The following is a 23062-nucleotide window of genomic DNA, read 5'->3' as shown; positions in this document are numbered from 1 at the left end:
CTTGTCTTACCTTCCGTTTCATCCGGTGTGCCCTCCGTGTCCACTCTGGCTATCGGTGGTGGATGCCGCCTTGTGGCTGTGTCCCTTGAAACGGTCGATGGCCTCCTGCGCGCCCGGCGGCATGCTGCCGTCCGCGTTACGCACCACGAAGAGGCCCGACATGCCGGTGTCGGAGTGCATCTGCACGTGGCAGTGGTACATCCAGGTGCCCGCGCCGCCGCCCTCGCCGGCCTGCACCTGGAAGCCGAACGAGCTGCCCGGCCCGAGATCCTTGTTGTCGATCGACGCGCTCGGATCGGTCGGGCCCTCGAGGTAGCCGGTGCGGTTGTCCGCCCAGTGGTGCGAGTGCAGGTGGAACGTGTGGTAGAGGTCGCCGTGCCCGATCGCGATCCACTCGGTGATCTCGCCCAGGTTCGCCTCGAAGATCGGGGTGTCCGGCGCGACCTTGTTGTTGATCGTGGTGTTGTGCAGCACGGCGACGAACTGCTTGTCCGGAAGCTGGTCACCGCGCCGGCGCACGATCAGCGCGCCGTAGAGCCCGCGGAGCACGCCCGCGGTCCCGTGGTCGGTGCCCATGGCGTGATCGTGGTAGTGCCAGTAGCCCGCGCTGCCCGGCCGGAACCGGCGGCCGGTCGCGGCCACCATCTCGTGCGAGCGCCAGACGTAGGTCCGCGTCTCGCCCGGGTTGTTGAACGAGGCGTTCAGCGGTGCGCCGTCCGAGTCGGTGCTGTAGTCGACGCCGTGCGGATGGATGGAGAGCCGCTGGTCGGTCGTGTTGACCAGGGTGATCTCGAGCGTGTCGCCCTCGTACATCTCCAGGATCGGCCCGGGGATCGTGGCCTTGCCGCGCTCGAGACCGTAGCCGTACTGGTTGTTGCCCAGCGACTCGGCGTAGATGGTGATCTTCCGGGTGGCTCCCGCGGCGCGGGCGGGCTGGCTGTTGGAGGTGACCGCGGCCGTGAGCGCGGGCACGGCCAGCCCGAGCGCCCCGACGCCGACGAGAGAGCGGCGGGAGAAACCCCACTTCCGCGCGGGTTTGTCAACGTTGTCGTCCATGCGTCTCCGTTCGTGTCGGGACGGCAGCACACTTCGACAGCTTGAGTCCGGGACCTCGGTTGCGGAGCGTTACCGCATCGAGTCCCATGACTTTTGTCGGACGACGACAAACCTAAGCACCGGATCGACAAAAGTAAAGGTCCCTTATGGAAAAGTGCCCGGGGTGCATGCCAATGTCGGCGCAGCTCAAGAGCAATTCAAGGGGTTACTCGACCGTACGTTGTGGGCGCGCTGTGTGTCGTGGGAGCGCTACCGGGGGTTGTTACCAGGGCTTTAACCAACATGATCGACCGTAACCGCCCCGCAATGCAGTCACGGTGTGTGATCGTTCAGCTGTCCCAGATCTCGATGCCGAAGAACAGCGCGTGCGAGTCCTTCTCCTCGCCGTACACACCGGACGCCAGCTCCACCGACCCCGCCGGCTTCAGCGTCGGCTCGTTCAGCGGCGAGGTCAGCGTCTCCCGGCCGTTGATGAACACGGTCGCGGCCGCGTCCTTGACCTCGATGCCGATCCTGGCCGGGAACTCCTCGCCCTGCCACACCTGCTCCGACCGGTCCAGCCGCTTCCAGCGCGAACTCTCCGTCACGCTCACCAGCTCGATGTGGTTCTTGCACGCCTCGACCACGTAGGAGCCGTCCGCCTGGTACCAGAAGTAGATCCGCCCGCAGACGTCGCCGGCCACGCCACCGAGGTTGATCAGGATCGTCTGGTCGCCGGCGATCTCAAGGTTCGGCCCCGGGCACCGCACGCCGTTCGTCCCGGAGAGCACCATGAACTCGCCGTCGAACACGCAGTTGCCCTGCCCGTTGTGCCCCTCCTGCCACGGCCCCGGCTCGGTCAGGAAGTCGGTGAGCACGGGCTGCGACGGCTTCGGCACGACGGTCTCGCCGCCACCCTTCTTGGGAAGCGCGCCGGGCGAGGCCGAGGTGTCCGGCGCCGCCGCGGTGTTGTCACCGGTGTTCGTCCACGCGGCCACGGCCGTGGCGGAGGCCAGCGCGACCGCGAGCGCGGCAGCCCCGAGCACCACCGCGCCGCGCACGCTCCGGCGGACGGGCGGGCGGGCCGTACCCTCGTTGATCGTCAAGGTCTGTGATCGTGCACCACCGTCCGTGGCCAGCAGCGCGTCGAGCAGCTGCGGCGCGGTGGGGCGGTCGGCCGGGTTCTTGGCCAGCGCCCACTCGACGATCGGGCGGAGCTGACCGTCCAGCCCGGAGAGATCCGGCTCGCCGGTGAGGATCCGCACCGCGATCCCGGTGGCCGACTCGCCGGGGAACGGGATGCGCCCGGTGCCCGCATAGGCCAGGACCGCGCCCCAGGCGAACACGTCCACCGCCGGCGCGGCCGTCCCGGTCAGCGGCCCGTCCAGCCGCTCCGGCGCCATGTAGGCCACCGTGCCCACGATCTGGCCGGTGCGGGTGTGCTCGCTGGTCGCCTCCAGCGCCCGCGCGATGCCGAAGTCGATCACCTTGGGCGAGCCGAGCGCGAACAGCACGTTCGACGGCTTGAGATCACGGTGCACCACGCCCGCGCCGTGGATCGCCACCAGCGCGGTCGCCACCCCCACCGCCACGCTGTGCAGCGCACCGCCGCGCAGCGCGCCGCGCTCCGCGATCACCTGCGCCAGGTCCGGCCCGTCCACATATTCCACGACAAGGTAGGGCGTGTCATGCTCCGGATCCGCGTCCAGCACCGCGGCCGTGCAGAACGGCGGCACCTGTCGCGCCCGGTTCACCTCACTGCGGAACCGCGCCCGGAACTCCGGTGCCGCCGCGAACTCCGCCCGGATCACCTTGATCGCGACCAGCAACCCCTGCGCGTCCCGGGCCTGGAACACCGACCCCATCCCGCCCTCGCCGAGCACCCCGACCAGCGTATACGCGCCAAGGGTGCGGGGATCTCCCGGACGGAGCGGAAGCAGCGACATCGGGCGGCACTCTCCTGAATGGATTATCGGCACGCTTTCCGAGGCAATGTAGCGCAGATCAACCCATCCCGGTGCCCGCTCGCCCTCCGCGCCGGCCTCGTGCGGACCGCGGGACCCGCGGCTCTTCCGGGACCACCGCGGCCCCGGCCCCGGCCCCGGGGCGGTGGCCGGAAGCGGAGCGCCGGCGGAGTCTTCCGGTCACCGGAGGCTGGCCCGCGGGAGCATACGGACCGTCACCACGCCGGAAGCGGTGTGATCCCCGCTCCTGAAAAAAGTGCCGGGGCGATGTCGAGAAACGGTGTCGTGCTCCGTCCCCGGGGTGAAGCGTGACGACAATGGGTCGCACCAGCACCGAGGAGGCACCACGATGGCGAAGTACCTGCTGCTCAAGCACTACCGGGGCGCGCCGGAGATGCTCAACAACGTGAGCATGGACAAGTGGACGCAGGAGGAGATCGACGCGCACATCGGGTACATGAACGACTTCGCGGCGCGGCTGCGGGAGACCGGTGAGTTCGTCGACAGCCAGGCGCTCGCGGCCGAGGGGACCTGGGTCCGGTACGACGGCGAGGGCCGCCCGCCGGTCACCGACGGGCCGTTCGCCGAGACCAAGGACCTGATCGCGGGCTGGATGGTGATCGACGTCGACAGCTACGAGCGGGCCCTCGCGCTCGCCGGTGAGCTGTCCGCCGCGCCCGGCGCCGGTGGCCGGCCGATCCACGAGTGGCTGGAGCTGCGTCCGTTCATGGCCGCGCACGCCGACTGCATCGAGTGAACGAGTCCCTGCTCAGGAGCCTGACGCCGGCCGTCATCGGCGTCCTCGTCCGCCGCGGAGCAGACTTCGCGGCGGCCGAGGACGCGGTGCAGGACGCGCTGGTCGAGGCCGTCCGCCGGTGGCCGGACGACCCGCCGCGCGACCCGAAGGGCTGGCTGGTCACCGTGGCCTGGCACCGGTTCGTCGACGCGACCAGGTCCGACGCGGCCCGCCAGCGGCGCGAGGAGCACGTCGAGCCGGAGCCGGGCCCGGTCTCCGGCGCCGACGACACGCTCCAGCTGTACTTCCTGTGCGCGCACCCGTCGCTCACGCCGTCGTCCGCGGTCGCGCTCACGCTGCGTGCGGTCGGCGGCCTGACCACGCGCCAGATCGCGCGCGCCTACCTGGTACCGGAGGCGACCATGGCGCAGCGGATCAGCCGCGCCAAACGCACGGTGACCGGCGTCCGTTTCGACCGTCCCGGCGACGTCGCCACCGTGCTGCGCGTCCTCTACCTGGTCTTCAACGAGGGCTACTCCGGCGAGGTCGACCTCGCGGCCGAGGCGATCCGGCTCACCCGGCAGCTCGCGGCCGCGATCGACCACCCGGAGGTGGCGGGGCTGCTGGCGTTGATGCTGCTGCACCACGCGCGGCGCGCGTCCCGGACGACGCCGGACGGCGCGCTGGTCCCGCTGGCCGCGCAGGACCGGAGCCGCTGGGACACCGCGCTGATCGCCGAGGGCGTGGCGATCCTGCAGACCGCGCTGTCCCGGGACCGGCTGGGCGAGTTCCAGGCGCAGGCGGCGATCGCGGCGCTGCACGCGGACGCGCCGGCCACGGCCGAGACCGACTGGATCCAGATCGTCGAGTGGTACGACGAACTGCTGCGCCTCACGGACACCCCGGTCGTGCGCCTCAACCGCGCGGTCGCGATCGGCGAGGCGGACGGTCCGCACGCGGGCCTGGCCGCGCTGGCCGAGCTCGACCCCGCGCTGCCCCGCCACACCGCGGCCGCCGCCTACCTGCACGAACGCGCCGGTGACCGCGCGACGGCGGCCCGTCTCTACGCGGAGGCCGCGCTGAAGGCTCCCACGCTCGCCGAACGCGACCATCTCACCCAGCAGGCGGCCCGCCTCAACACCGGCCGTCAGTGAGTCTCGTGCTTCCACAGCGCGGCGACGAGGTCGGCGACCGCCCGGTCCCGGTGCCGGCGGTAGGTGTTGAACGACAGGTGCAGCGCGGCGGCGACGCGCTCCTGGCTGGTGGCCGGCCGCACGAAGGTCCGGGTCAGCAGCTCGGACGCGGCGGCGCCCGTCTCGATCATCCTGCGGAGCGTGTCCACGGGGGCGTCCCCCGCCGCGGTGTTCCGCCGGACCAGGCGCGACCGCACCAACGGGTTCGTCCGCAGCAGGTCCGGGGTGTGCAGGTGCCGCAGGGCCGACCGGACCGCGTCGGTGAACTCGTCGCGGGAGAGCACGGCCGCGCCGATCCCCTCGTCCGCGCGGCGTACGGTCGCCCCCAGCTGGCGGGCCTGGAGCACCTCGGTCCACTCGGCGACCCCGACCCGGCGCCAGTCGTGCGCGAACAACGGGAACGGGACCCCGGCGGCTGGCCAGAAGTCGATGAACTCCATGGTGGGCGCCCACAGCGCCGCGTCCTCGAACGCGGCGACCAGGCTCCAGGCGGTGTCGTCGCGCAGTTGCAGGATGTCCAGCATCTGGCAGGCGAGGAACAGCGTCAGCGACGGCGACGGGCGCTGACCGTGGTCGCGGTCGAGGAAGAAGCGCCAGGCCCGGATCTGTTCGCCGGGCCGCAGCGGGCCGAGCGCGGACGCGTACCGCCACATCGCGTCCACGCCGGGGTCCACGCCGAGGTCCGCCTCGGTCAGGTCGAGGCAGGCGGTGTAGCCGCACAGCTCGCCCGCGGCCGTGCGGAAGACCCGGAAGGCGCCGGGCCGGTGCCGCATCCAGCGGACCACCAGCCCGGCCTGCCCCGCCCCCTGCCAGGCGGCGGTCATGGCCTCGATCGGCGCGTGGTCGTGCGCGGTCAGGCCGTCCGCGTACGCCCCCATGGTCGGTGCCAGCGTGCTCAGCGGGGCGAGCCCGGAGCGGAAGCCGTTGAGCACGACGGTGCGCACCAGGATCTGCAGCCGCTCCCGCTCGTCCGCGACCGCGGTCACCTGCTGGTGGAACGCGGCAAGCTTGCGGCGGTGCAGGTCGGCGTAGCGCGCGGGGTCCCGCCAGCGCAGGTCCGCGTCGAGCAGGTCACGGACCACGTCGTGCGGGTACAGCCCGTGCGGGCTCTCCTCGATGAACGCCCTGCCACGCAGCCAGGCGAACACCTCGCCCACGTCACCGCCGACCATCGTGTGCAGCAGGTCCTCCGTGGTGACCGGCGCGTGCGCGCACACCTCCAGCGCGGCCCGGTGCCGAGGGCTCGGCGCCTCGTCGACCAGCTGCACGATGAGCGCGCCCACCAGATCGGGCAGATCGGCGAGGGTACGCGGCGTGGCGCCCCGCCGCACCGCGTCGACCAGCATGGACAGCGTGAGGGGGTGGCCACGGCTGATGGCCGCGATCCGGTCCCGCGCCCCGGCCGGAACCTCCTGGGCGGCCAGCCACGCCCACACGTCGTCGGGCGGCAGGTTGTCCAGCGGCAGCACCCGGCACGCCGGGTCGGCGCGCCACCGGGGCCTCGGGGCGGTCCGCCCGGCGATCACCACCAGGCAGTCGCCAGGCAGCGACGGCAGATAGGTCTCGCGTACCCAGTCGTCGACCGGTTCCAGCAGCTCGTACGTGTCGATCAGCAGCACCGGCCGGGTCACGCCGTCCGGCGCCGGCAGCGCGGCCCGGCCGAGCGTCAGGTGCCGGGCGTCGATCCGCACCGGCGTGTGCCCCTGCTGCGCCGCCAGGTGCGCGAACATGCCGAGCAGCGCGGTCTTGCCCACCCCGCCGGGCCCGTGCACGAAGATCACGCCCGGGGTGCCCAGCGCCTTCCGGAAGACGGCGATCTCCGCGTCCCGGCCGGCGAACGACGCCCGCCGCCGCTCGTCCAGCACCTCACCGAGCGATGCCATGCCGGCGATGCTAGACCGCCCGCCCGCTGCCCGGCGGAACGGCCACCGCATGGGCACCGGATGGGCAGGTGCCCGCCGGCCCGCCGCCGTGACGATGGTGCCCATGACAGAGCAGGACTTTCCCAGCAACTGGGGACGGTGGGGGAGCGACGACGAACTGGGCGCCGTCAACCTCATCACCGACGAGGCGCGGGCCCGGGGCGCGGCCGAGGCCCGGACCGGCCGGACCGTGTCGATCGCCAGGGTGACCACGCCGTTCCCGCTCACCGGCGGCCCGCTCGGGGCCGCGACCGCGTCCACGACCGCGGTACAGACCGCGATGCTGTTCACCGGCTTCGGCGCGCCGGCCATGGCCGAGGTGATGATCGTGACCACGCACCACGCGGAGGTCACCCACCTGGACGCGATGGGCCACTGGGCCGCCGGCGGCAAGGTGTATCCCGGCGTCGACGTGGCCGACAGCTCCGGCCCGACGGGCGTACGGCACGGCGCGGCCGAGGTGTACGGCAGCGGCTTCCTCACCCGCGGCGTGCTCCTCGACCTGGCCCCGGGCGGACGCCTGGCCCCGGCCCACCCGGTCACCGGCGCGGACCTGGACGCGGCCGCGGCCCGTGCGGGCACCGAGGTGCTGCCCGGCGACGCGATCGTGGTCCGGGGCGGCTGGGACCGGGTCAACGGCGGCGACGAGCCCGAGCCGGGGATGACCGCGGACGCGATCCGCTGGATGCACGCGCACGGTGTCGCCGTGTACGCCGGTGACATCGGTGACGCCCGTCCGCCGCTCGTCGCGGGTGTGCCCGGCGCGCTGCACTTCCTGGCGCTGGGCCGGCTGGCGATCCCGCTCGTGGACGCGGCCGACCCGGAGCCGCTGGCGGCGATGTGCACGCGCCTGGGGCGCTGGACGTTCCAGTTCGTGATCGGCGCGCCGCGCATCGCCGGGACCACCGGCCTGCCGGTGAACCCGCTCGCCGTGTTCTGAGACCCCACCGCGGTCACGACCGTGATCCAGGCGTCGTTCACGTTGTTCCGGCGACGTGAACGACGCCTGGATCACGGGACTACTGGTCCCCGGACGTGCGGGGGGCGGCGAGCGGCGCGTGGGTGGTGGTGGTCAGGAAGCGGTCCGGCCGGAACGCGGCCAGGAGTGGCTCGGGGGCACCGCCGCACAGCTCGTCCGCGATGACCTCCGCGAGCCACGGGGCCAGCGTGACGCCGCTGTGCGTGGCGATCGCCCAGACCGGGGAGCCCGGCGCGATCCGCCCCGCGGCCGTGCGCGCGTCCGCCGGGATCACCCGGTGACCGACCCGGACCGCGGACACGCGCGGGCTCGTGCGCGGCAGCAGCGGCGTGATCCGGCGGAGGATCTCGGCGGCGACCTCGTCCGGCGGCGGGCCGGCCGGGTCGGCGGAACGGTCCAGGTCGAGCGCCTGGACCAGCAGGGTGCCGTCCTCACCGGGCCGCAGCCCCAGCCGGTCCGTCTTCACGATGCCGGTGACGCCATGGCCGGGCGCGACGACGTCGGCCAGGTAGCCGTAAGAGATCGAGTCAACCTCGGGCGGCACCAGCGGCAGCACGCCGCCCGCGGACGCGACCAGCCGCTCGGTCGCGGTCCCGGCGCAGATCACCACCGCGTCCGCGGTCACCCGGTCCCCGTCGGCGAGCAGCACGTCGTGGCCGTCGATGCCGGTCACGGCCGCGGTCCGCACCGGCACCCGGGCGGTGAGGTGCGCGATCCAGCGGCCGGGGAAGGCGTGGCCCTCGCCGTCGAAGATCGCCACGAGCGCGTCGTCCGCGACCGGCAGCGGCGTGCGGTCCCGCGCCTCGGCCGGTGTCGCGAAGCGGGCCGGGTAGCCGAGCCCGATCAGCCGCTCGGTGCGCTGGGTGAGGCTCGCACGGTGCGTGTCGTCGCCGGCGATCGCCACGGTGCCGGTGAACGCGACCGTGTCCGGCAGGTCCGCGGCGATCCGGCGCCAGGCCTCGACGCCGCGCAGGTTGATCGCGTGGTAGTCGAGTGCGTGCTTCTTGTGGCTGTTGATCCAGGCGAAGCTGGTCGCGCTGGTCCCGCCACCGGGCCGGCCGGACTCCAGCAGCGTGACCGTGCGGCCGCGGCGCACCAGGGCGTCGGCCAGCGCGGCCCCGATGATGCCCGCACCCACGATCGCGACATCCGTCATGATGCCGATCCTTGTGCCCGGACGGCGCCGGGCACAAGGGAGCGTCTCAACCCGAGATGAGACTGAGCACCATGCCGAGCACGGCCGTGTTGTAGACGAACGCGAGCAGGCCGTGGCAGAGGACCACGCCGCGCATCCGGCTGGTCCGGACCGTCACGTCCGACGTGCCGAACGTGGTGCCGACCGTGAACGCGAAGTACGCGTACTCCAGCAGCGACGGTGCCGGCGTCGCGGGGAAGTCCAGGTGCGCCGGGCCGGTGTTCTCCAGCGCCATCCGGGCGTACCGCTCGGTGTAGGCCAGCTGCAGGATCGTCCACGCGACCAGCACCATGACGATGCCGAGGCCGCGGTTGGCGAACGCGTTGAGGTCGTCGCCGCTCTTGAACAGGATGATGTTGGCGCCGTTGCCGAGCACGATCAGCGCGGTGCCGAGCGTGATCAGGTAGATCGTCCGCCGTCCGGCCAGCCACCCGGGCCAGCGCGGGTCGCCCTTGCGGGCCTTGCGGATGCGGCGTATCCGGACCCACATGTAGAGCAGGCCGAGCGCCAGCCAGGCCACCGACGTCAGCACGAGCAGCGAGGTCTCCAGCCCGATGTCCGCGCCGGCGCTCCCGCCCCACAGCACGCAGAGCGCGGCCGTGACCGTCGCCAGCAGGAGCAGCACGTCGAGCACGCGGCTCGGCCACGGGGCGCGGTGGGCGCGCTGCCGCTCCCGCACCGGGGTGAGTTCGTCCTGGAGCACGGTTCTCCGATCGTCGTACCGCCTGCATGTGCTGGTCATCGGCGTTTCCTGCCGCCGAGGAGGCAGGGACCGTATAGGACACAGACTGTTCCCAGCAAATTTTCAGGCCGGCGATACGCTCCGTGCTCAGGAGCCCACGACCACCCGGGGGTACGCACCGGGCGCCGCGAACTCCTCGGCCACCGCCCGGAACGCCCTGAGCAGCGGATTCGGGTCTCCGGCCCGGGTGGCCAGGACGACCTCGCTGTCCGGCGCGTCCTCGAACGGGATCCGGGCCAGATCGGGGCGGAGCAGGCTGCGCCGGTCGCTCTCCGGCAGCACCGCGATCGCCTCACCGGCCGCGACCAGCTCCAGCTTGTCCTCGAAGTTCTCCATGCTCTCGGTGGGCGCCGGGCCGGCCGCATAGAGCCGGTAGGCACTCCAGGCCGGCGCCGCGACCGGGCAGCTGTACGGCGTGTGACCGTCCAGGTCGGCCGTGGTCACCGAGGCGCGCGCGGCGAGCGGATGCCCGGCCGGCACCACCAGCACGCGCGACTCCGTGTAGAGCGGCACGACCCGGACCTCGCCCGTCCCGAACGGCAGCGGCACGCGGGCGACCAGCGCGTCCACCCGGCCCTCCGGCAGCGCCGCCATCTCCTGGCAGTCCAGGTGGCGGGCGTCGATCCGGGCCTGCGGGTGGCGGCGACGCAGCTCCCGTACCGCCGGGGTGATGATCAGATCTTCGACGTAGCCGATCGTGAGGCGCGCGACCGGTGCGTGCGCGCGGGCGGTCACGGTGGCCAGGTGGGCGGCGTGCAGCAGCGCCTTCGCCTCCGGCAGGAACGCCTTGCCGGCCTCGGTGAGCAGGTTGCCCTGGGGCGTGCGGTCCAGCAGCCGGACGCCGAGCCGCTGCTCCAGGCGCTGGATCTGCCGGCTCAGCGACGGCTGGGCCAGGTGCAGCTCGGCGGCGGCCCGCCCGAAGTTCAGATGCTCCGCGACCACGGTGAAGTAGCGCACCAGCCGCAGCTCAAGATCCTCCACCGGTCCCACCGTACCTGTGGCGATGCGCTTTCCGTATCGGCCGGTACCGCCCAGGTCTTGGACGCCCCGGGGCGCGCGGGCCTTGACTGGGGGAGGTCCCGAGGAAAGAGGAAAGACATGATGAACGCGATCCGGCTGCACGAGTTCGGCGGCCCGGAGGTGCTGCGGCACGAGCAGGTCCCGGTTCCGGCGCCCGCGCCCGGTGAGGTGCTGGTCCGCGTGCACGCGGCCGGCGTCAACCCGCCGGACCGGTACCTGCGCGACGGCCTGACCGTGATGCCCGCCGGGATGCGCCCCGCGATCGGCCTGCCGGTCACGCCCGGCACGGACGTGTCCGGCGTCGTCGAGGCCGTCGCGCCGGACGTGGACACGTTCGCGGCCGGCGACGAGGTCTTCGGCATGCTGCGCTTCCCCGGCTTCGACGGCTCCGGCTACGCCGAGTACGTCACCGCGCCCGCGTCCGACCTGGCCCGCAAACCGGCCGGCATCGACCACGTGCACGCGGCGGGCGCGCCGATGGCCGGGCTCACCGCCTGGCAGCTGCTGATCGACGCCGGCCACGACGACCCGTCCCCGTTCCAGGCGTTCCCGCACCGGCCGGTCCCGCTCGGCCCCGGCACGCGCGTGCTGGTCAACGGCGCCGCGGGCGGCGTGGGGCACTTCGGCGTGCAGCTGGCCACGTGGAGGGGCGCGCACGTGACCGCGGTGGCGTCCGGCGGGCACGACGCGTTCCTGCGAGCGATCGGCGCGGACGAGGTCATCGACTACACGCGTACGCGCCCGGAGGAGGCCGTCCGCGACCTCGACCTGGTGCTGGACACGGTCGGCGGCCCGGCCAGCCACCGTTTCCTGCGCACGATCCGGCGTGGCGGCGCGCTCTTCCCGGTCTTCTTCGGCGCGTTCGACCCGGACGAGGCCGCGCGTCTGGGCGTGACGGTCTCGGCCGGCCAGGTGCGCTCCAGCGGCGCGCAGCTCGCGGAGCTGGCTCGCCTGCTCGGCGACGGGACGGTGACGGTCGCGATCGACAGCGTGTTCCCGCTGGCGGAGGCGCGGGCGGCCCACGAGCGTGCGGCGCGCGGCCACCTCCAGGGCAAGATCGTGCTCACGGTCGCTTGAGCCGGTCACGCCCGGCCGGTCAGCAGATCCTCCAGCGCCGGGACCAGGTCCGGCCGGGCGAACGTGAACCCGGCGTCGCGCAGCCGCGCCGGAACGCATCGCCGCCCGGTCAGCGCCAGCGCCGGATCCGTGCGCAGCAGCATCGCACCGAGCCGGACCAGCGGCACCGGTGTGGGCGGGGCCGGCGGCCGGTGCAGGACCCGCCGGAGCCCGGCCATCAGATCGGCGTTGCGCACCGGGTGCGGACCGGTGGCGTGCACCACGCCGGAGAGCGCCGGATCGGCGACCGCACGGTGCACGATCGCGAGCAGGTCGTCGATGTGCAGCCAGCTCACCCACTGCCGCCCGGACCCGACGCGCCCGCCCAGACCCCACCGGGCCAGCCCGGCCAGCCGGTGGAGCGCGGGCGTGTCCCGGTCCAGCGCGATGCCGATGCGCAGCACCACCTGCCGCCCGGCCGGCGCGCCCGCGGCCGCCTCCTCCCAGGCGCGCGCCACGCCGGCCATCTGCGCCGGCCCGTCAGCACCACCACCTCGGCCCCGCCCGCGGCGAACGAGGCGCCGATCCGCCGCCCGAGCGCGCCCGAGCCACCCGCCAGTACGACCTTCATGCCAGACCCCCGTTTGAGCAGTTGCTCAAACGGTAGCCGGTTTTGAGCGATCGCTCAAGCGGGGTGGACCACGTTCCGCAGCGGGCGGCCCGCGGCCAGGTCGTCGATCGCGGCCGCGATGTCGCGGGCCCGGCCTCGGAACGTGTCGTCCGTGTGGCCGGCCTGGTGCGGCGTGAGCAGCACGTTCGGCAGCGAGGCGAAGTCGTGCGAGGCGGGCGGCTTGCCCTCGCGGGGGTGGCCCCACCAGACGTCCAGTGCCGCGCCCGCGATCCGGCCCGAGGAGAGCGCGGCGAACGTGTCGGCCTCGTCCAGGATCGGGCCGCGGGCCACGTTGATCAGCAGCGCGCCGGGGCGCAGGTGCCTGTACCGGTCCGCGTTGATCAGGCCGCGGGTGCGGTCGGTGAGCGGCACGGTGACCACCACGACGTCGGACGCGGCCAGCAGTTCGTCGAGATCCTCGATGCCGCCGGTCCAGTCCGGCGTGACGCCGTCCGGCGGGGGAGCGGACGGGCGGGCCCGGACCGCGCGGATCCGGGCGCCGAGCGCGCCGAACAGGCGGGCCGTCTCCGCGCCGATCTCGCCGAGGCCGATCAGGCCGACGGTGCGCCCCCGCAGCACCGGACCGACCTCCACGGCGTCGTCGGTGAGCACGGAACGCCACGTGCCCGCGCGGAACGACGACTCCGCGCGCGGCACCCGGCGGGCCAGCATGATCGTGGCGGCCAGCACGTACTCGGCGATCGACCGGCCGTGGTGGAACGTGTTGGCGACCTGGACGCCGGGCGCCAGCGCGTCGAGCGGGATCTTGTCGTAGCCGGCGCCGGTCACATGGACCAGCCGGAGAGAGACGGCCGCCTGCGCGAGCGGAACGGACATGCCGGCCGCGACGATCACGTCCGCGTCGCGTACCGCCGCGATCTGCTCTTCCGGCGTGAAGCCGGACGCGAACGTCCAGTGGTGCGTGCCGGCGGCGGTGAGCACGTCCCGGTAGCGGTCCATGATCCTGTCCGTCTGGACGACGCGCAGCGGCGTCACCATCGCGGCGACACCGACGTGTAGGCCGGGTCGATCGACCGCATGTAGCCGGTGTCGTCGCGGCTGCGCAGGCCGCAGGACAGATATTGCTCGTGGAGCCGCCCGAGCGCGTCCCGGTCCAGCTCCACCCCGAGGCCCGGACCGGTCGGTACCGTGACCGATCCTCCGGAGAACGTCAACACACCGGGCTTGATCACGTCCTCGTCCGCGCGTTTCCACGGCCAGTGCGTGTCGCAGGCATAGTCCAGGTTCGGCGTGGCGGCCGCGAGGTGCGTCATCGCGGCCAGGCTGATGCCGAGGTGCGAGTTCGAGTGCATCGACAGGCCCAGGCCGAACGTGCGGCACAGCCCGCCGAGCAGCTGCGACCGGCGCAGGCCGCCCCAGAAGTGGTGGTCGGAGAGGATCACGCCGACCGCGTCCGCGCGCACGGCCGGCGGCACGTCGTCGAACGCGACCACGCACATGTTCGTGGCCAGCGGCATCGGTGCCTGCCGGGCCACCTCGGCCATGCCGGCGATGCCGGGCGTGGGGTCCTCCAGGTACTCGACCACGCCGGCCAGCGCCTTCGCCACCATGACGGACGTGTCGACGGTCCAGGCCGCGTTCGGGTCCAGGCGCAGCGGCAGGCCGGGGAACTCCTCGCGGAGCGCCAGGATCGCGGCGATCTCCTGCTCCGGCGGGAAGACACCGCCCTTGAGCTTGAGCGCGGTGAAACCGTAGTCGTCGATGAGCCGGTGCGCCTGCCGCACGATGCCGTCGGGGTCGAGCGCGGCGCCCCAGTCGTCGTCCGGCTGCCCGGGGTGCGCGGCCCACTTGTAGAACAGGTATCCGCTGTACGCCACCCGGTCCCGCACCGCGCCGCCGAGCAGGTCGGAGACCGGCCGGCCGACGGTCTTGCCCTGGATGTCCAGCAGCGCGACCTCGAACGGCGACAGGACCCGGTCGGCCGTGCTGGAGCCGGTCACCATGCCGCTCATGCCGTGGCCGCCGGTAGTGGCGTCGGTGCGCAACACCCGCTCCACCCGGTCGGCCGCATCGTTAATGGCGAAGACCTCGCAGCCGATGAGAGCGTCGGCGGCCGCGTGCAGCCGGGCCAGGTGGGCCTCGTCGCCGTACGTCTCGCCGAGCCCGGACAGACCGTCCGCGGTCTCGACCTCGACGATCGCGCGCAGCGCGAACGGTTCGTGGACGCCGACGGTGTTGAGCAGCGGCAGGTCGTGGAAGGCCACGGGCGTGATCGTGATGCGAGTGATCCGGTCCATGTTCAGCATCGTGGCACATGTCTACATGCTCGAACAATACCCGCATTCTGTCTTCATATGTAGACATGGCGCGTGATGATCCGCTATGCTCTCCGCCGTGACCGACGCTCTCGACGATGCCGCCGGTGTGCGGGAAGTGAAATCGGCCGCTCGAACCGTCGAGCTGCTCGAACTTCTCGCCGCCCGGCGCAACCGCCCGGCCCGCCTCCGTGAGCTCTCCGAGGCGCTCGGCGTGCCGCGCAGCAGCCTGCACGCGCTGTTGCGCACGCTGGTCAAATACGGCTGGGTCCGGGTCGACTCCTCCGGCTCGCTGTACGGCATCGGCATCCGCGCGCTGCTGGCCGGCACCAGCTACCTCGACACCGACCCGTTCCTGCCGCTGGTCCTGCCGTTCCTGGAGGAACTGCGCGAGAAGGTCGACGAGACGTTCCACTTCGGACGCCTCGACGGCACGGACGTGGTCTACCTCGCCACCCGCGAGTCCTCGCAGTACCTGCGGCCGTACAGTCGCATCGGCCGCCGCCTGCCGGCCTACAGCACCGCGCTCGGCAAGTCGCTGCTCGCCGAACGGCCCAGTCTTGACGGGCATCTGCCGGACACGATGGAGGCGCTCACGCCGCACACCATCACCACCCGGCCCGCGCTCGACGCGGAGCTGGAGCGCACCCGCAAGCGCGGCTACGCCATCGACGAGCAGGAGAACAGCATGGGGCTGCGCTGCTACGCGGTCGCGCTGCCCTACTCCGATCCGCCGGCGGACGCGATCAGCGTCTCCATCCCGCTGGCCCGCCTCACCACGCAGCGTGAGCTGGAGGTCGTCGACCTGATGCGCCAGATGCGCGACCGCATCACCCGCGTCGTCAACCCGCTCGGCCTGGGCAGCTACTGAACGTACCCCCGATGCTTGGTGTTCATGACGGATACTGAGCCGGTGACCGCTGACCGGATGATGGAAGCCGCACGGGACTGGCTGGACTCCCTCGATCCGGACCAGCGCGCCCACGCGGTGCGGCCCTGGCCGTCGGAGGCGGAGCGGCACCGGTGGTACTACACGCCCACCGACCACGGCGGCCTCCCGCTGCAGCGGATGCGCCCGGTGCAGCAGCAGCACGCGATGCGCCTGCTCGCGACCGGTCTGTCCCGGCCCGGCTACGTCACCGCATCGACGATCATCGGCCTGGAGAACGTGCTCGACCAGGCCGACGGCTGGACCGCGAACTGGGAGCGCGAGCGCAACCGCGACCCGCTGGCCTACTGGCTGACCGTCTTCGGCGAGCCGGGCCCGACCGGCCCCTGGTCGTGGCGCTTCGGCGGCCACCACGTCTCCGTGCACCACCTGGTCCTCGACGGCCGCGTCCGGGCCAGCACGCCGTGCTTCCTCGGCGCCGACCCCGCCACGTCCCCGCTGCTCGGCGGCCTGATGCTGCGCCCGCTCGGCGCGGCCGAGGATCTCGCGCGCGACCTGCTCGGCACGCTCGACGAGGAGCAGTCGGCCCGCGCCCTGATCAGCCCGGTCGCGCCGGTCGACATCGTCAGCGGGAACCGCCCCCGGATCGCCGACGGCGACCGCCTGATGCCGCTGCCCGACGTGTGGCGCGGGCAGTTCACCGACCCGCGGCTGCGCGACCTGGTGACGGCCGTCCACCACAATGCAGAAACCCGCGCGGGGGTACGACCGGAGCACCACGACCAGGTCCGGCTGACCACCGCGCCGAAGGGCGTGCCGGCCGTGCTGCTGACGCCCGCCCAGCAGGAGATCCTCCGGGCGCTGCTGGACGTCTTCATCGGCCGGATCCCGGAGCCGCTGGCCGCGCAGGAGGCCGCCAAGTTCGCCGGCGACCGCCTGCACGACGTCCATTTCGCCTGGGCCGGCGGCGTCGCGCCAGGTTTGCCCCACTACTACCGGCTGCAGGGCCCCGGCCTGCTCGCCGAGTACGACAACACCCAGCGCGACGCCAACCACGTCCACACGGTCTGGCGCGACCCGGACAACGACTTCGGCGACGACGTCCTGTCCCGGCACCTGGCCGACTTCCACCGCTGACCGTCAGCCGGCGCAGATCTCCGAGTCCTTGATGTTGATCGCGTAGACCGTCTCGTCGCTCAGCAGCGTGACCGTCTCGTTCGGGAAGACGCAGAACGTGCGCGACGAGCCGTCGTCCCAGCGCGTGTAGAGCAGCGCGCCGTCGTCGTTCCGGCTGTTGTAGATCTTGTCCGCGCCCTTCGCGGCCGTGGTCAGCGTCTGGTAGCCCATGTCCTGGTACGCCGCGTTCGGGTTGCTCGCGTTGTAGCGCGCCGCCGTCTGGTAGAAGCAGACCCGCGGCCATCCGCAGCCGTGCGCGGTCGTGGCCTGCGCCGGTGCCACCACCAGCGTGCTGAGCATCATGCCGCCGGCGATCGCGTACGCCGTCTTGACGAGCTTGTTCATCCGCTGTCCCTCGTGTCGGTTCGGACCGATACGGCATCCACGGCCGGCCATCAACCGTTACCTTTCAGTAAGCTTTGACAAGCGCACGGTTGGTAGTCCTGCCTTGCGGTAGGACGGTCCCGGTCTGACCCACGGATGTGGTGCCGGGTTCACGTTTCATGGCCACCTGCCCGCGTACGCGGGTCTTCTGGTCGGCTCCACGTGCTGCCACCGGGCCACTCCCGGCGGTGTCGTACTCGGCCGCGAGCGCGGCGAGGTTGTGTGAGGCGTTGAGATCCCGGTCGATGACCAGGCCGCACACCTCACACCGGTATTGACGCTCGTGCAGGGCGAGCTTGGTTTTCACCGTGCCACATGCCGAGCAGGTTTTCGAGGACGGATACCAGCGGTCGGCCACGAGTAGCCGGCCGTTGCTCCATGAGGTTTTGTAGGTGAGTTGCCGGCGGATCTCGGCGAACCCGGCGTCGGCGACGTGCCGGGCCAGCCTGCGGTTGGCGAGCATCCCAGCCACGTTGAGGTCTTCGACGACGATGGTGCCGTGCGCACGGGTGAGCCGGGTGGTGATTTTGTGCAGGCCGTCACGCCGAAGATTGGCCACGCGGGCGTGCGCGCGGCCGAGCCGGGCAGCGGCCTGCTCCCACCGTTTCGACGGCCGTCGTCCGGTACGCCGGTCCGGACCGGTCTTCCGCGACAGCGCCCGGCCGAGCGTACGCATCCGTTGCTGGGCTGCGGCCAGGTGACGCGGGTTGCCGACCAGTTCGCCAGTGGACAGCACCGCGAGGTGTGTGATCCCGACGTCCACGCCGACCACGGACTGTGGCCGGGCAGGGCTGCGTGCGGCACGCTCGACCTCGACGGTGAACGACACATGCCAGCGTCCGCCGTCACGGCGCACGGTCGCGGACATGATCCGCGCCGTGCCCGCTTCGAGGCGGCGGGCGAGTTTGCGGGCCGACTCGTGCAGCTTCAGGCGGCCGATCCGTGGCAGGACGACGTGCGTCCGGTCCGGTTCGACCCGGATCGCCCCGGTGGTGAACCGCACGGATGGTGTGGTGCGGCGGCGGGACTTGAACCGGGGGAACCCGACCGGCCGTCCGGCCCGCAGGCCTTTGCGGGAGTCGGCCCAGTTTTTCAGCCCGCGGGCGAGGGCGTCGAGGCCGGTGTTGAACGCCTCTTTGGACACCTCGCCCCACCACGGCGCGACGTCGCACTTGGCTTGGTTCCACGCCTTACGCAGCGCGGCCAAAGACCACGACAGCGGCGGCGTCAACCGCTCTTGCGGCACGCCGTACGACCGCTCGGCGCTGCGCTGATCCATGACCGCCTTGACCCGGGCGAGCGCCCAGTTATGGGCGACCCGGGCCGCCCCTGCGTGCGCAAGAACTTCGCGTTCCTGCCCTGGGGTCAAGTCCAGGGCGAACCGATACGCCTGCATCGTCTTCATACCGGCCGGCTTCCGGTAGCGGCCTCGACAGCGCGGCGGGCACGGCTCGCGGCAGCGCGACGGCCGTACAGCCGGGCGCACAACGAGGTCAGGATCTCGGTCTCGTCCATGTCAGCAGGTATCCGCCCCCGTATCGGCTGCCGTCGCCATTGGCCATGCTCACTGTTTCATCAATCAGTCAACTGTGGATGGTGCGAACGCGTCGGTGTCGTCAATCCCGGGGTCGGCTGCCTACGAGGTGGGAAGTTGCCTTGCCTCTTCGTCATCCGGCGGAGGAAGTGCAAGTCGGCCGGCGGTCACGGCCTGTTGGCGACGAATCATCCGGAGCGCCAGCCAGGCGGGCAGAATGCGGCGGATTCCGAATCGGTATCTGATGGCGTCCTCGAGGCGGCGAACGATGTCTGCCACACCCCGAGGACCGATGTCACCGAGGTTCATGGCAGCGGCGGTCGTGGCCGGCGCGTGTCTCCACGCCTCTTGGCATGCGGGACCCACGGTGATCGACAGATCGCGGATGCATTCCTCGAGGATGACGCTGACTGCCCGGCTTTCGGCCCACACCCAACCCGTCGCGTGAGCGCGTTGTTCCTGAATGAGATGGCCCTGTTCGGCGAGCGCGGCCAGCACCTCCGGCTCGTCACTGGTCCGGCGCCTGATCCGGTACGGGTACTCGGCCCAGGCCACGAGCACGCGGACTATCTCCGCGTAGTGCTGACGGCGGGTGTTGGCGTTGTCGCGGCTGCTGGACATCCACGTGGTCATCAGGCCGCCGACCGCGGTCGAGCTGAGGACGAGTGCGGCCGCGGGAAGCGCGATGGCGGCGAACGAGGAGGATTCGGCGGTCAACGGCATCGTGAGGTCTCGTCTCTGCGGTTCCGTTCAGGAACCCGTCAGGTTGGCCAGCGCGGGCAGCGCGGGCGGCGGCCGACGGTCGATGGCGACGTAGGATCCAGGCTGGTTCTTGGCCACCTTGAGCATCGACACCGCGGTTCCGATGATCTGTGCGAGCGTGAGTGTCTCACGGGAGCCAAACGACAGGCTGATCCCTATCGACAGGGTTACCAGTGCGGCTCTCATGGTGTGCTGGTGATGGTTCTTGACGGCGACGAACCCGCGCTGCGCGTCACTTTTGTCGTAGAGCTTGTCGGCCCTTGATTCAAAGTTGAGTACGATCTGCTGAGTGAGTGGCCGTATCCGGTCGGGGTCGCAGATGACCGCGAAATCGTCGCCGCCGATGTGCGCGACGAACGGTGGATTCTTTTCGCCCGGCGTCACCGTCTCGGAGAGAACCGTGCCTAGGCAGCAGATGAACGCGTTCGCGCGGGCGATATCGTAGACGTCGTGCACCGCTTTGAAACGGTCTACGTCGATGAGGCACAAGGCGGTGTCGGTGTGCTCTCGTAGGCGCCGCTCCAGCTCGGACCGGAGGCGCCGGGAACCGGGAAGCCCGGTGTCCGGCGAGGAGTCCCGGCACTCACGGGAGCGAGTCATTAGACTGGCCGTACGCGCGGCTATCTCCGCCGGGTGCGCCGGTTTCGCTATGTAGACCGAGGGCCCTTCCTGGCTGAGCAGGGCGAGACCGTGGGCGCGCGGGCCGAGTGCGATCACGGGCCGGCCCGCGCGGGCGTGCTCCCGGCAGGCTGCCACGACGCCGGTCTCCTGGTCGATGAAGTCGTCCGCGTCGAGGATCACCGGGCCGGTGCCCGAGGGCTCGGCGTTCACCGTGGACTCGAGTTCCTCCTCCAGAAGGGCGTCCCGCAGAAGGGTGGCGAGGTGGGGGTCCCGAACAGCGATCGTCACGCACTCGTGTGCATCGACAGTTGCCAACATGTTGAAGGCGAGATGCCGGTGGGGAAGCTCCACCAGACGATTCCTTTCGATATGGATGATCGATGCGGGGGTGATGATATATGCGTGCGCCTAACGGGTGAAATGACATACGGACGGTTGACGTGTCGGCGATTATCGGCACGTCTGACTTTGCGTGGGAGTTGCGTCCTTCTGTATTTGCGCGAGTGAGTCGCTTGATTCCAGGGGGAGCTCTCCCTGCGGCTGTCATCGGCATCTGGGCGCGTCGACTCGGTCCGTCTCGTGGCTGATGAGTGCTCGTGGCCCGATGGCCGCCCTCGAGCCGCGCGAACTGTTTCGACACTCAGTCGACTGCGGACACGGCGAGGCGTGGCACCGGGCTCCGGCATCGGTCGACGGAGAGTTGATCTCCCGGAAGAGACGGCCAGAAGCAGCACATATAAACGGAGCGTGATCAAAAAGGGCGACAAGACCGGCTGTCCACCCACGACGCGCGGAGAGTAGATTCTCTACTCGTGCCGCCCCTTGAGCTGAACACCACCGTCGCCCACTCCGCCCGCATCTACGACTTCCTGCTGGGCGGCAAGGACAACTTTGAGGCCGACCGCAAGGCGGCCGAGGCGATCATGGAGTCGTCGCCGAGCCTGCCGATCTCCATGCGGGCCAACCGGGACTACATGGTGCGTGCCGCCCGTCACCTGGCCCAGGACCACGGGATCCGCCAGTTCCTGGACATCGGCACCGGGCTGCCCACCTCGCCCAACCTGCACGAGGTCGTGCAGCAGGTCGCACCCGAGTCCCGCGTCGTCTACGTCGACAACGACCCGCTGGTCCTCGCGCACGCCCGCGCGCTGCTCACCTCGCACGCCGACGGCGCCACCGCCTACATCGACGCCGACCTGCGCGACGTGCCGGCCATCCTGGAGTCGACGCAGCTGCTCGACACGCTCGACCTCAGCAAGCCGGTCGCGATCAGCCTGATAGCCGTGCTCCAGTTCGTCACGGACGAGGCCGAGGCGCACGCGATCATCGACGAACTGCTGGCCGCGGTCCCGTCCGGAAGCGCGCTCGCCATCTCCACCGTCACCGCGAACAGCGCCCAGGCCGTCGGTGCCGCCGCCGGCTACAAGGCCCGCGGCATCCCCGCGAAACCGCGCACGGACGACGAGGTCAGGGGCCTGTTCCGCACGCTGGAGCTGGAGGACCCGGGCGTCGTCCTGGTCCACCACTGGCGCCCCGAACCCGGCACCGACCCGTCCGCGAACGACGTGCACGTCCAGATGAGCGGCGGCGTCGCGATCAAGCGCTGACCGTGATGCGGTGCTGCGCGGCAACGGCCAGCAGCACCGCAAGGTTGTCGACGTCACGAATCCTGGCGGAAAAGGCCTGCCCGCCGCCCCGCCGGAAGAACCGGACCCGAACCCGCCGCACGCGTACGCCCGCCGCCTCCTCCCAGCCCAGCCGCGTACCCCCGTGCGCGACCCCGTGCTGGTCCGCCACGATCGGCCCGAACCGGACCGTCTCCCCGCGCCCGAGCGCGCCGGCCACACCGGGCAGAAGCGCCTCGGCAACACGCGCCTCCACCGCCGCGCACAGCACCTCGCCGTCCGAGAGCGGGGGCCGTTCCAGGTTGATCCTGGTCCCGTCGGTCAGGCGCAGCCGGCAGCGGTGATGAAGTTCCTGACCGTTGCCCGAGTACGTCGCAAGGTAGTAGCGGCGCACCGCAGCGACCTCCGACCAGGCGATGGGCCGGCGAAGCTCGGTGACGCGGTCCGCGATCAGCAGCCCGCCCGCGCAGAGATAGAAGCGTCGGTTCCGCAAGCGAATCGAATCCCACACGCCGTAGGTGGCGATGAGCAGGCAGAGCGCGCTGATCGCACCGACGACGATGCCGTCCGTCTCGGTCGTCAGCGTGGTGGCCCAGCCGAAGAGCGCCCCGAGCCCGCCGAAGAAACTCAGCGACAGCGAAAAGGTGGGAACCCAGGCTTGCCGGCAGACGTGTTCTACCGCGCCGAAGCCGAGCGTGCCGGCAGTGGTGATGATGCTGTGGGGGACGGGCAGCATCGCTCCACGGTAGAGCCGCATGGCAATTCGTCGATCACGCACGGTGCTGACTCCGGACGATGTCCCGCATTCTCACGATCGGACCACGCGCGGCACGGATCGCGTGGCGCGCGTCGCATTGCCCGGCTGGACGTGCTGGGCGCTTAGCGGATCATTTCGGGCACTTACCTTGCTGAGTCCACCCGACCTCGCGGGTGACGCCTCACGGGCGTGAAAACACCTCAGCTCCGGGCCGTGATGGGACCTGATTTCCGGTCAGCGTCCCGTGTCGAAGTCCGCGCCGCCTCGATCGACGGGCCCTCCGTGCCCGAAATTTCATGAAATAGTTGCCTGCGCCTAGCAGGCAGACTCACGCCGAAAGCTCGGTGCCGGCCTTCGGTGTTGGTGCCGGGCCGCCACCGGCACCAGGTGCCCGATCGATCGAAGCGGGCACCGCGCCCCAACGCCGGGGCTCGCCAAAGGTGCGCGACCTGCCTGCCACGGCTTCGACCGTTCTTGCGCATCCGGATAGCGCGATTGCAATTTCCGGGTTCCAAGATCCTTGCAT

Annotated in this window: 21 protein-coding genes and 1 pseudogene; 7 read left to right on the top strand and 15 right to left on the bottom strand. The window is 71.4% G+C overall.

Translation table 11 applies throughout. The features are described from left to right. Positions 1 to 18: 18 nt before the first annotated feature. On the bottom strand, positions 19 to 1056 hold the full coding sequence (locus tag OP04_RS35250) for a multicopper oxidase domain-containing protein (protein WP_033344226.1): 1038 nt from the start codon (positions 1054 to 1056) through the stop codon (positions 19 to 21). Between the two features lie 329 nt (positions 1057 to 1385). Continuing rightward, positions 1386 to 2981 (bottom strand): serine/threonine-protein kinase, encoded by a 1596-nt coding sequence (locus OP04_RS50470; RefSeq protein WP_051799574.1) that lies wholly within the window; start codon positions 2979 to 2981, stop codon positions 1386 to 1388. Between the two features lie 367 nt (positions 2982 to 3348). Between OP04_RS50470 and OP04_RS35240 the strand changes: the two genes are divergently transcribed. Together OP04_RS35240 and OP04_RS35235 are read left to right on the top strand one after the other, a co-directional pair. Continuing rightward, positions 3349 to 3756, top strand: coding sequence for a YciI family protein (locus OP04_RS35240; protein WP_033344225.1), 408 nt, complete (start codon positions 3349 to 3351; stop codon positions 3754 to 3756). Then, on the top strand, positions 3753 to 4889 hold the full coding sequence (locus OP04_RS35235) for an RNA polymerase sigma factor (RefSeq protein ID WP_033344224.1): 1137 nt from the start codon (positions 3753 to 3755) through the stop codon (positions 4887 to 4889). Before OP04_RS35240 ends, OP04_RS35235 begins: the two co-directional genes overlap by 4 nt. On the opposite strand, the gene OP04_RS35230 is transcribed toward OP04_RS35235, so the two are convergent. After that, positions 4883 to 6811, bottom strand: coding sequence for an ATP-binding protein (locus tag OP04_RS35230; protein ID WP_033344223.1), 1929 nt, complete (start codon positions 6809 to 6811; stop codon positions 4883 to 4885). The two genes, OP04_RS35235 and OP04_RS35230, sit on opposite strands and share 7 nt — an antisense overlap. 103 nt (positions 6812 to 6914) lie before the next feature. Between OP04_RS35230 and OP04_RS35225 the strand changes: the two genes are divergently transcribed. Further along, a complete protein-coding gene (locus OP04_RS35225) occupies positions 6915 to 7790 on the top strand; it encodes a cyclase family protein (protein WP_033344300.1) in 876 nt (291 codons plus the stop codon). Positions 7791 to 7869: 79 nt separating this feature from the next. Here the strand turns inward: OP04_RS35225 and OP04_RS35220 are convergent, their stop codons facing one another. The 3 genes from OP04_RS35220 to OP04_RS35210 all read right to left on the bottom strand — a co-directional run bounded on the left by OP04_RS35220 (position 7870) and on the right by OP04_RS35210 (position 10747). Next, positions 7870 to 8985 carry an NAD(P)/FAD-dependent oxidoreductase gene (locus OP04_RS35220; protein ID WP_051799573.1) on the bottom strand — a complete coding sequence of 372 codons (1116 nt, stop codon included), beginning with the start codon at positions 8983 to 8985 and terminating at the stop codon, positions 7870 to 7872. A gap of 46 nt (positions 8986 to 9031) precedes the next feature. Beyond that, the gene (locus tag OP04_RS35215; protein ID WP_085067015.1) at positions 9032 to 9766 is read right to left on the bottom strand and encodes a DUF1345 domain-containing protein; all 735 of its coding nucleotides are present in this window, start codon (positions 9764 to 9766) and stop codon (positions 9032 to 9034) included. An 87-nt stretch (positions 9767 to 9853) separates the two neighbouring features. Then, on the bottom strand, positions 9854 to 10747 hold the full coding sequence (locus OP04_RS35210) for a LysR family transcriptional regulator (protein ID WP_232323856.1): 894 nt from the start codon (positions 10745 to 10747) through the stop codon (positions 9854 to 9856). Positions 10748 to 10864: 117 nt separating this feature from the next. Between OP04_RS35210 and OP04_RS35205 the strand changes: the two genes are divergently transcribed. Next, a complete protein-coding gene (locus OP04_RS35205; protein WP_232323855.1) occupies positions 10865 to 11863 on the top strand; it encodes an NADP-dependent oxidoreductase in 999 nt (332 codons plus the stop codon). A gap of 5 nt (positions 11864 to 11868) precedes the next feature. Here OP04_RS35205 and OP04_RS35200 read toward each other — a convergent pair whose 3' ends face one another. The 3 genes from OP04_RS35200 to OP04_RS35190 form a co-directional block, all read right to left on the bottom strand. Next, complete coding sequence (locus OP04_RS35200; RefSeq protein ID WP_198154085.1) at positions 11869 to 12360, bottom strand: DUF1731 domain-containing protein; 492 nt, start codon at positions 12358 to 12360, stop codon at positions 11869 to 11871. 167 nt (positions 12361 to 12527) lie between these two features. After that, the gene (locus OP04_RS35195) at positions 12528 to 13511 is read right to left on the bottom strand and encodes a 2-hydroxyacid dehydrogenase (protein ID WP_051799569.1); all 984 of its coding nucleotides are present in this window, start codon (positions 13509 to 13511) and stop codon (positions 12528 to 12530) included. Continuing rightward, entirely contained in the window at positions 13505 to 14770 is a 1266-nt protein-coding gene (locus tag OP04_RS35190; protein WP_232323854.1) for a glucarate dehydratase family protein, read from the bottom strand. Before OP04_RS35190 ends, OP04_RS35195 begins: the two co-directional genes overlap by 7 nt. 97 nt (positions 14771 to 14867) lie before the next feature. Here OP04_RS35190 and OP04_RS35185 point away from each other — a divergent pair, with 97 nt between their 5' ends. Both OP04_RS35185 and OP04_RS35180 read left to right on the top strand, forming a co-directional pair. Further along, entirely contained in the window at positions 14868 to 15659 is a 792-nt protein-coding gene (locus OP04_RS35185; RefSeq protein WP_232323853.1) for an IclR family transcriptional regulator, read from the top strand. Positions 15660 to 15683: 24 nt separating this feature from the next. After that, entirely contained in the window at positions 15684 to 16814 is a 1131-nt protein-coding gene (locus OP04_RS35180) for a DUF3500 domain-containing protein (protein ID WP_033344293.1), read from the top strand. A 3-nt stretch (positions 16815 to 16817) separates the two neighbouring features. On the opposite strand, the gene OP04_RS35175 is transcribed toward OP04_RS35180, so the two are convergent. The 5 genes and pseudogenes from OP04_RS35175 to OP04_RS35160 all read right to left on the bottom strand — a co-directional run bounded on the left by OP04_RS35175 (position 16818) and on the right by OP04_RS35160 (position 20505). Further along, positions 16818 to 17198: a hypothetical protein gene (locus tag OP04_RS35175; protein ID WP_033344220.1), complete on the bottom strand. Its 381-nt coding sequence runs from the start codon at positions 17196 to 17198 to the stop codon at positions 16818 to 16820. Positions 17199 to 17262: 64 nt separating this feature from the next. Further along, positions 17263 to 18642 (bottom strand): IS607 family element RNA-guided endonuclease TnpB, encoded by a 1380-nt coding sequence (tnpB, locus tag OP04_RS35170; protein WP_033344219.1) that lies wholly within the window; start codon positions 18640 to 18642, stop codon positions 17263 to 17265. After that, positions 18639 to 18749 (bottom strand): annotated as a pseudogene (locus OP04_RS53900) (IS607 family transposase); the annotation flags it as partial. The gene tnpB and the pseudogene OP04_RS53900, both read right to left, overlap by 4 nt. A gap of 124 nt (positions 18750 to 18873) precedes the next feature. Next, the gene (locus OP04_RS35165) at positions 18874 to 19494 is read right to left on the bottom strand and encodes a hypothetical protein (RefSeq protein WP_051799568.1); all 621 of its coding nucleotides are present in this window, start codon (positions 19492 to 19494) and stop codon (positions 18874 to 18876) included. A gap of 27 nt (positions 19495 to 19521) precedes the next feature. Then, entirely contained in the window at positions 19522 to 20505 is a 984-nt protein-coding gene (locus OP04_RS35160; RefSeq protein ID WP_051799567.1) for a diguanylate cyclase domain-containing protein, read from the bottom strand. Between the two features lie 461 nt (positions 20506 to 20966). Here OP04_RS35160 and OP04_RS35155 point away from each other — a divergent pair, with 461 nt between their 5' ends. Further along, positions 20967 to 21761 (top strand): SAM-dependent methyltransferase, encoded by a 795-nt coding sequence (locus OP04_RS35155; protein WP_033344218.1) that lies wholly within the window; start codon positions 20967 to 20969, stop codon positions 21759 to 21761. Here OP04_RS35155 and OP04_RS35150 read toward each other — a convergent pair. Continuing rightward, positions 21751 to 22515 carry a DUF6585 family protein gene (locus OP04_RS35150; RefSeq protein ID WP_157240796.1) on the bottom strand — a complete coding sequence of 255 codons (765 nt, stop codon included), beginning with the start codon at positions 22513 to 22515 and terminating at the stop codon, positions 21751 to 21753. The genes OP04_RS35155 and OP04_RS35150 overlap by 11 nt on opposite strands. Positions 22516 to 23062: the final 547 nt, after the last annotated feature.

Source organism: Catenuloplanes japonicus (assembly GCF_000717135.1).
GTDB lineage: Bacteria > Actinomycetota > Actinomycetes > Mycobacteriales > Micromonosporaceae > Catenuloplanes > Catenuloplanes japonicus.
Note: the sequence above shows the minus strand (reverse complement) of the source record. Positions and strands in the feature narration are given on the sequence as shown.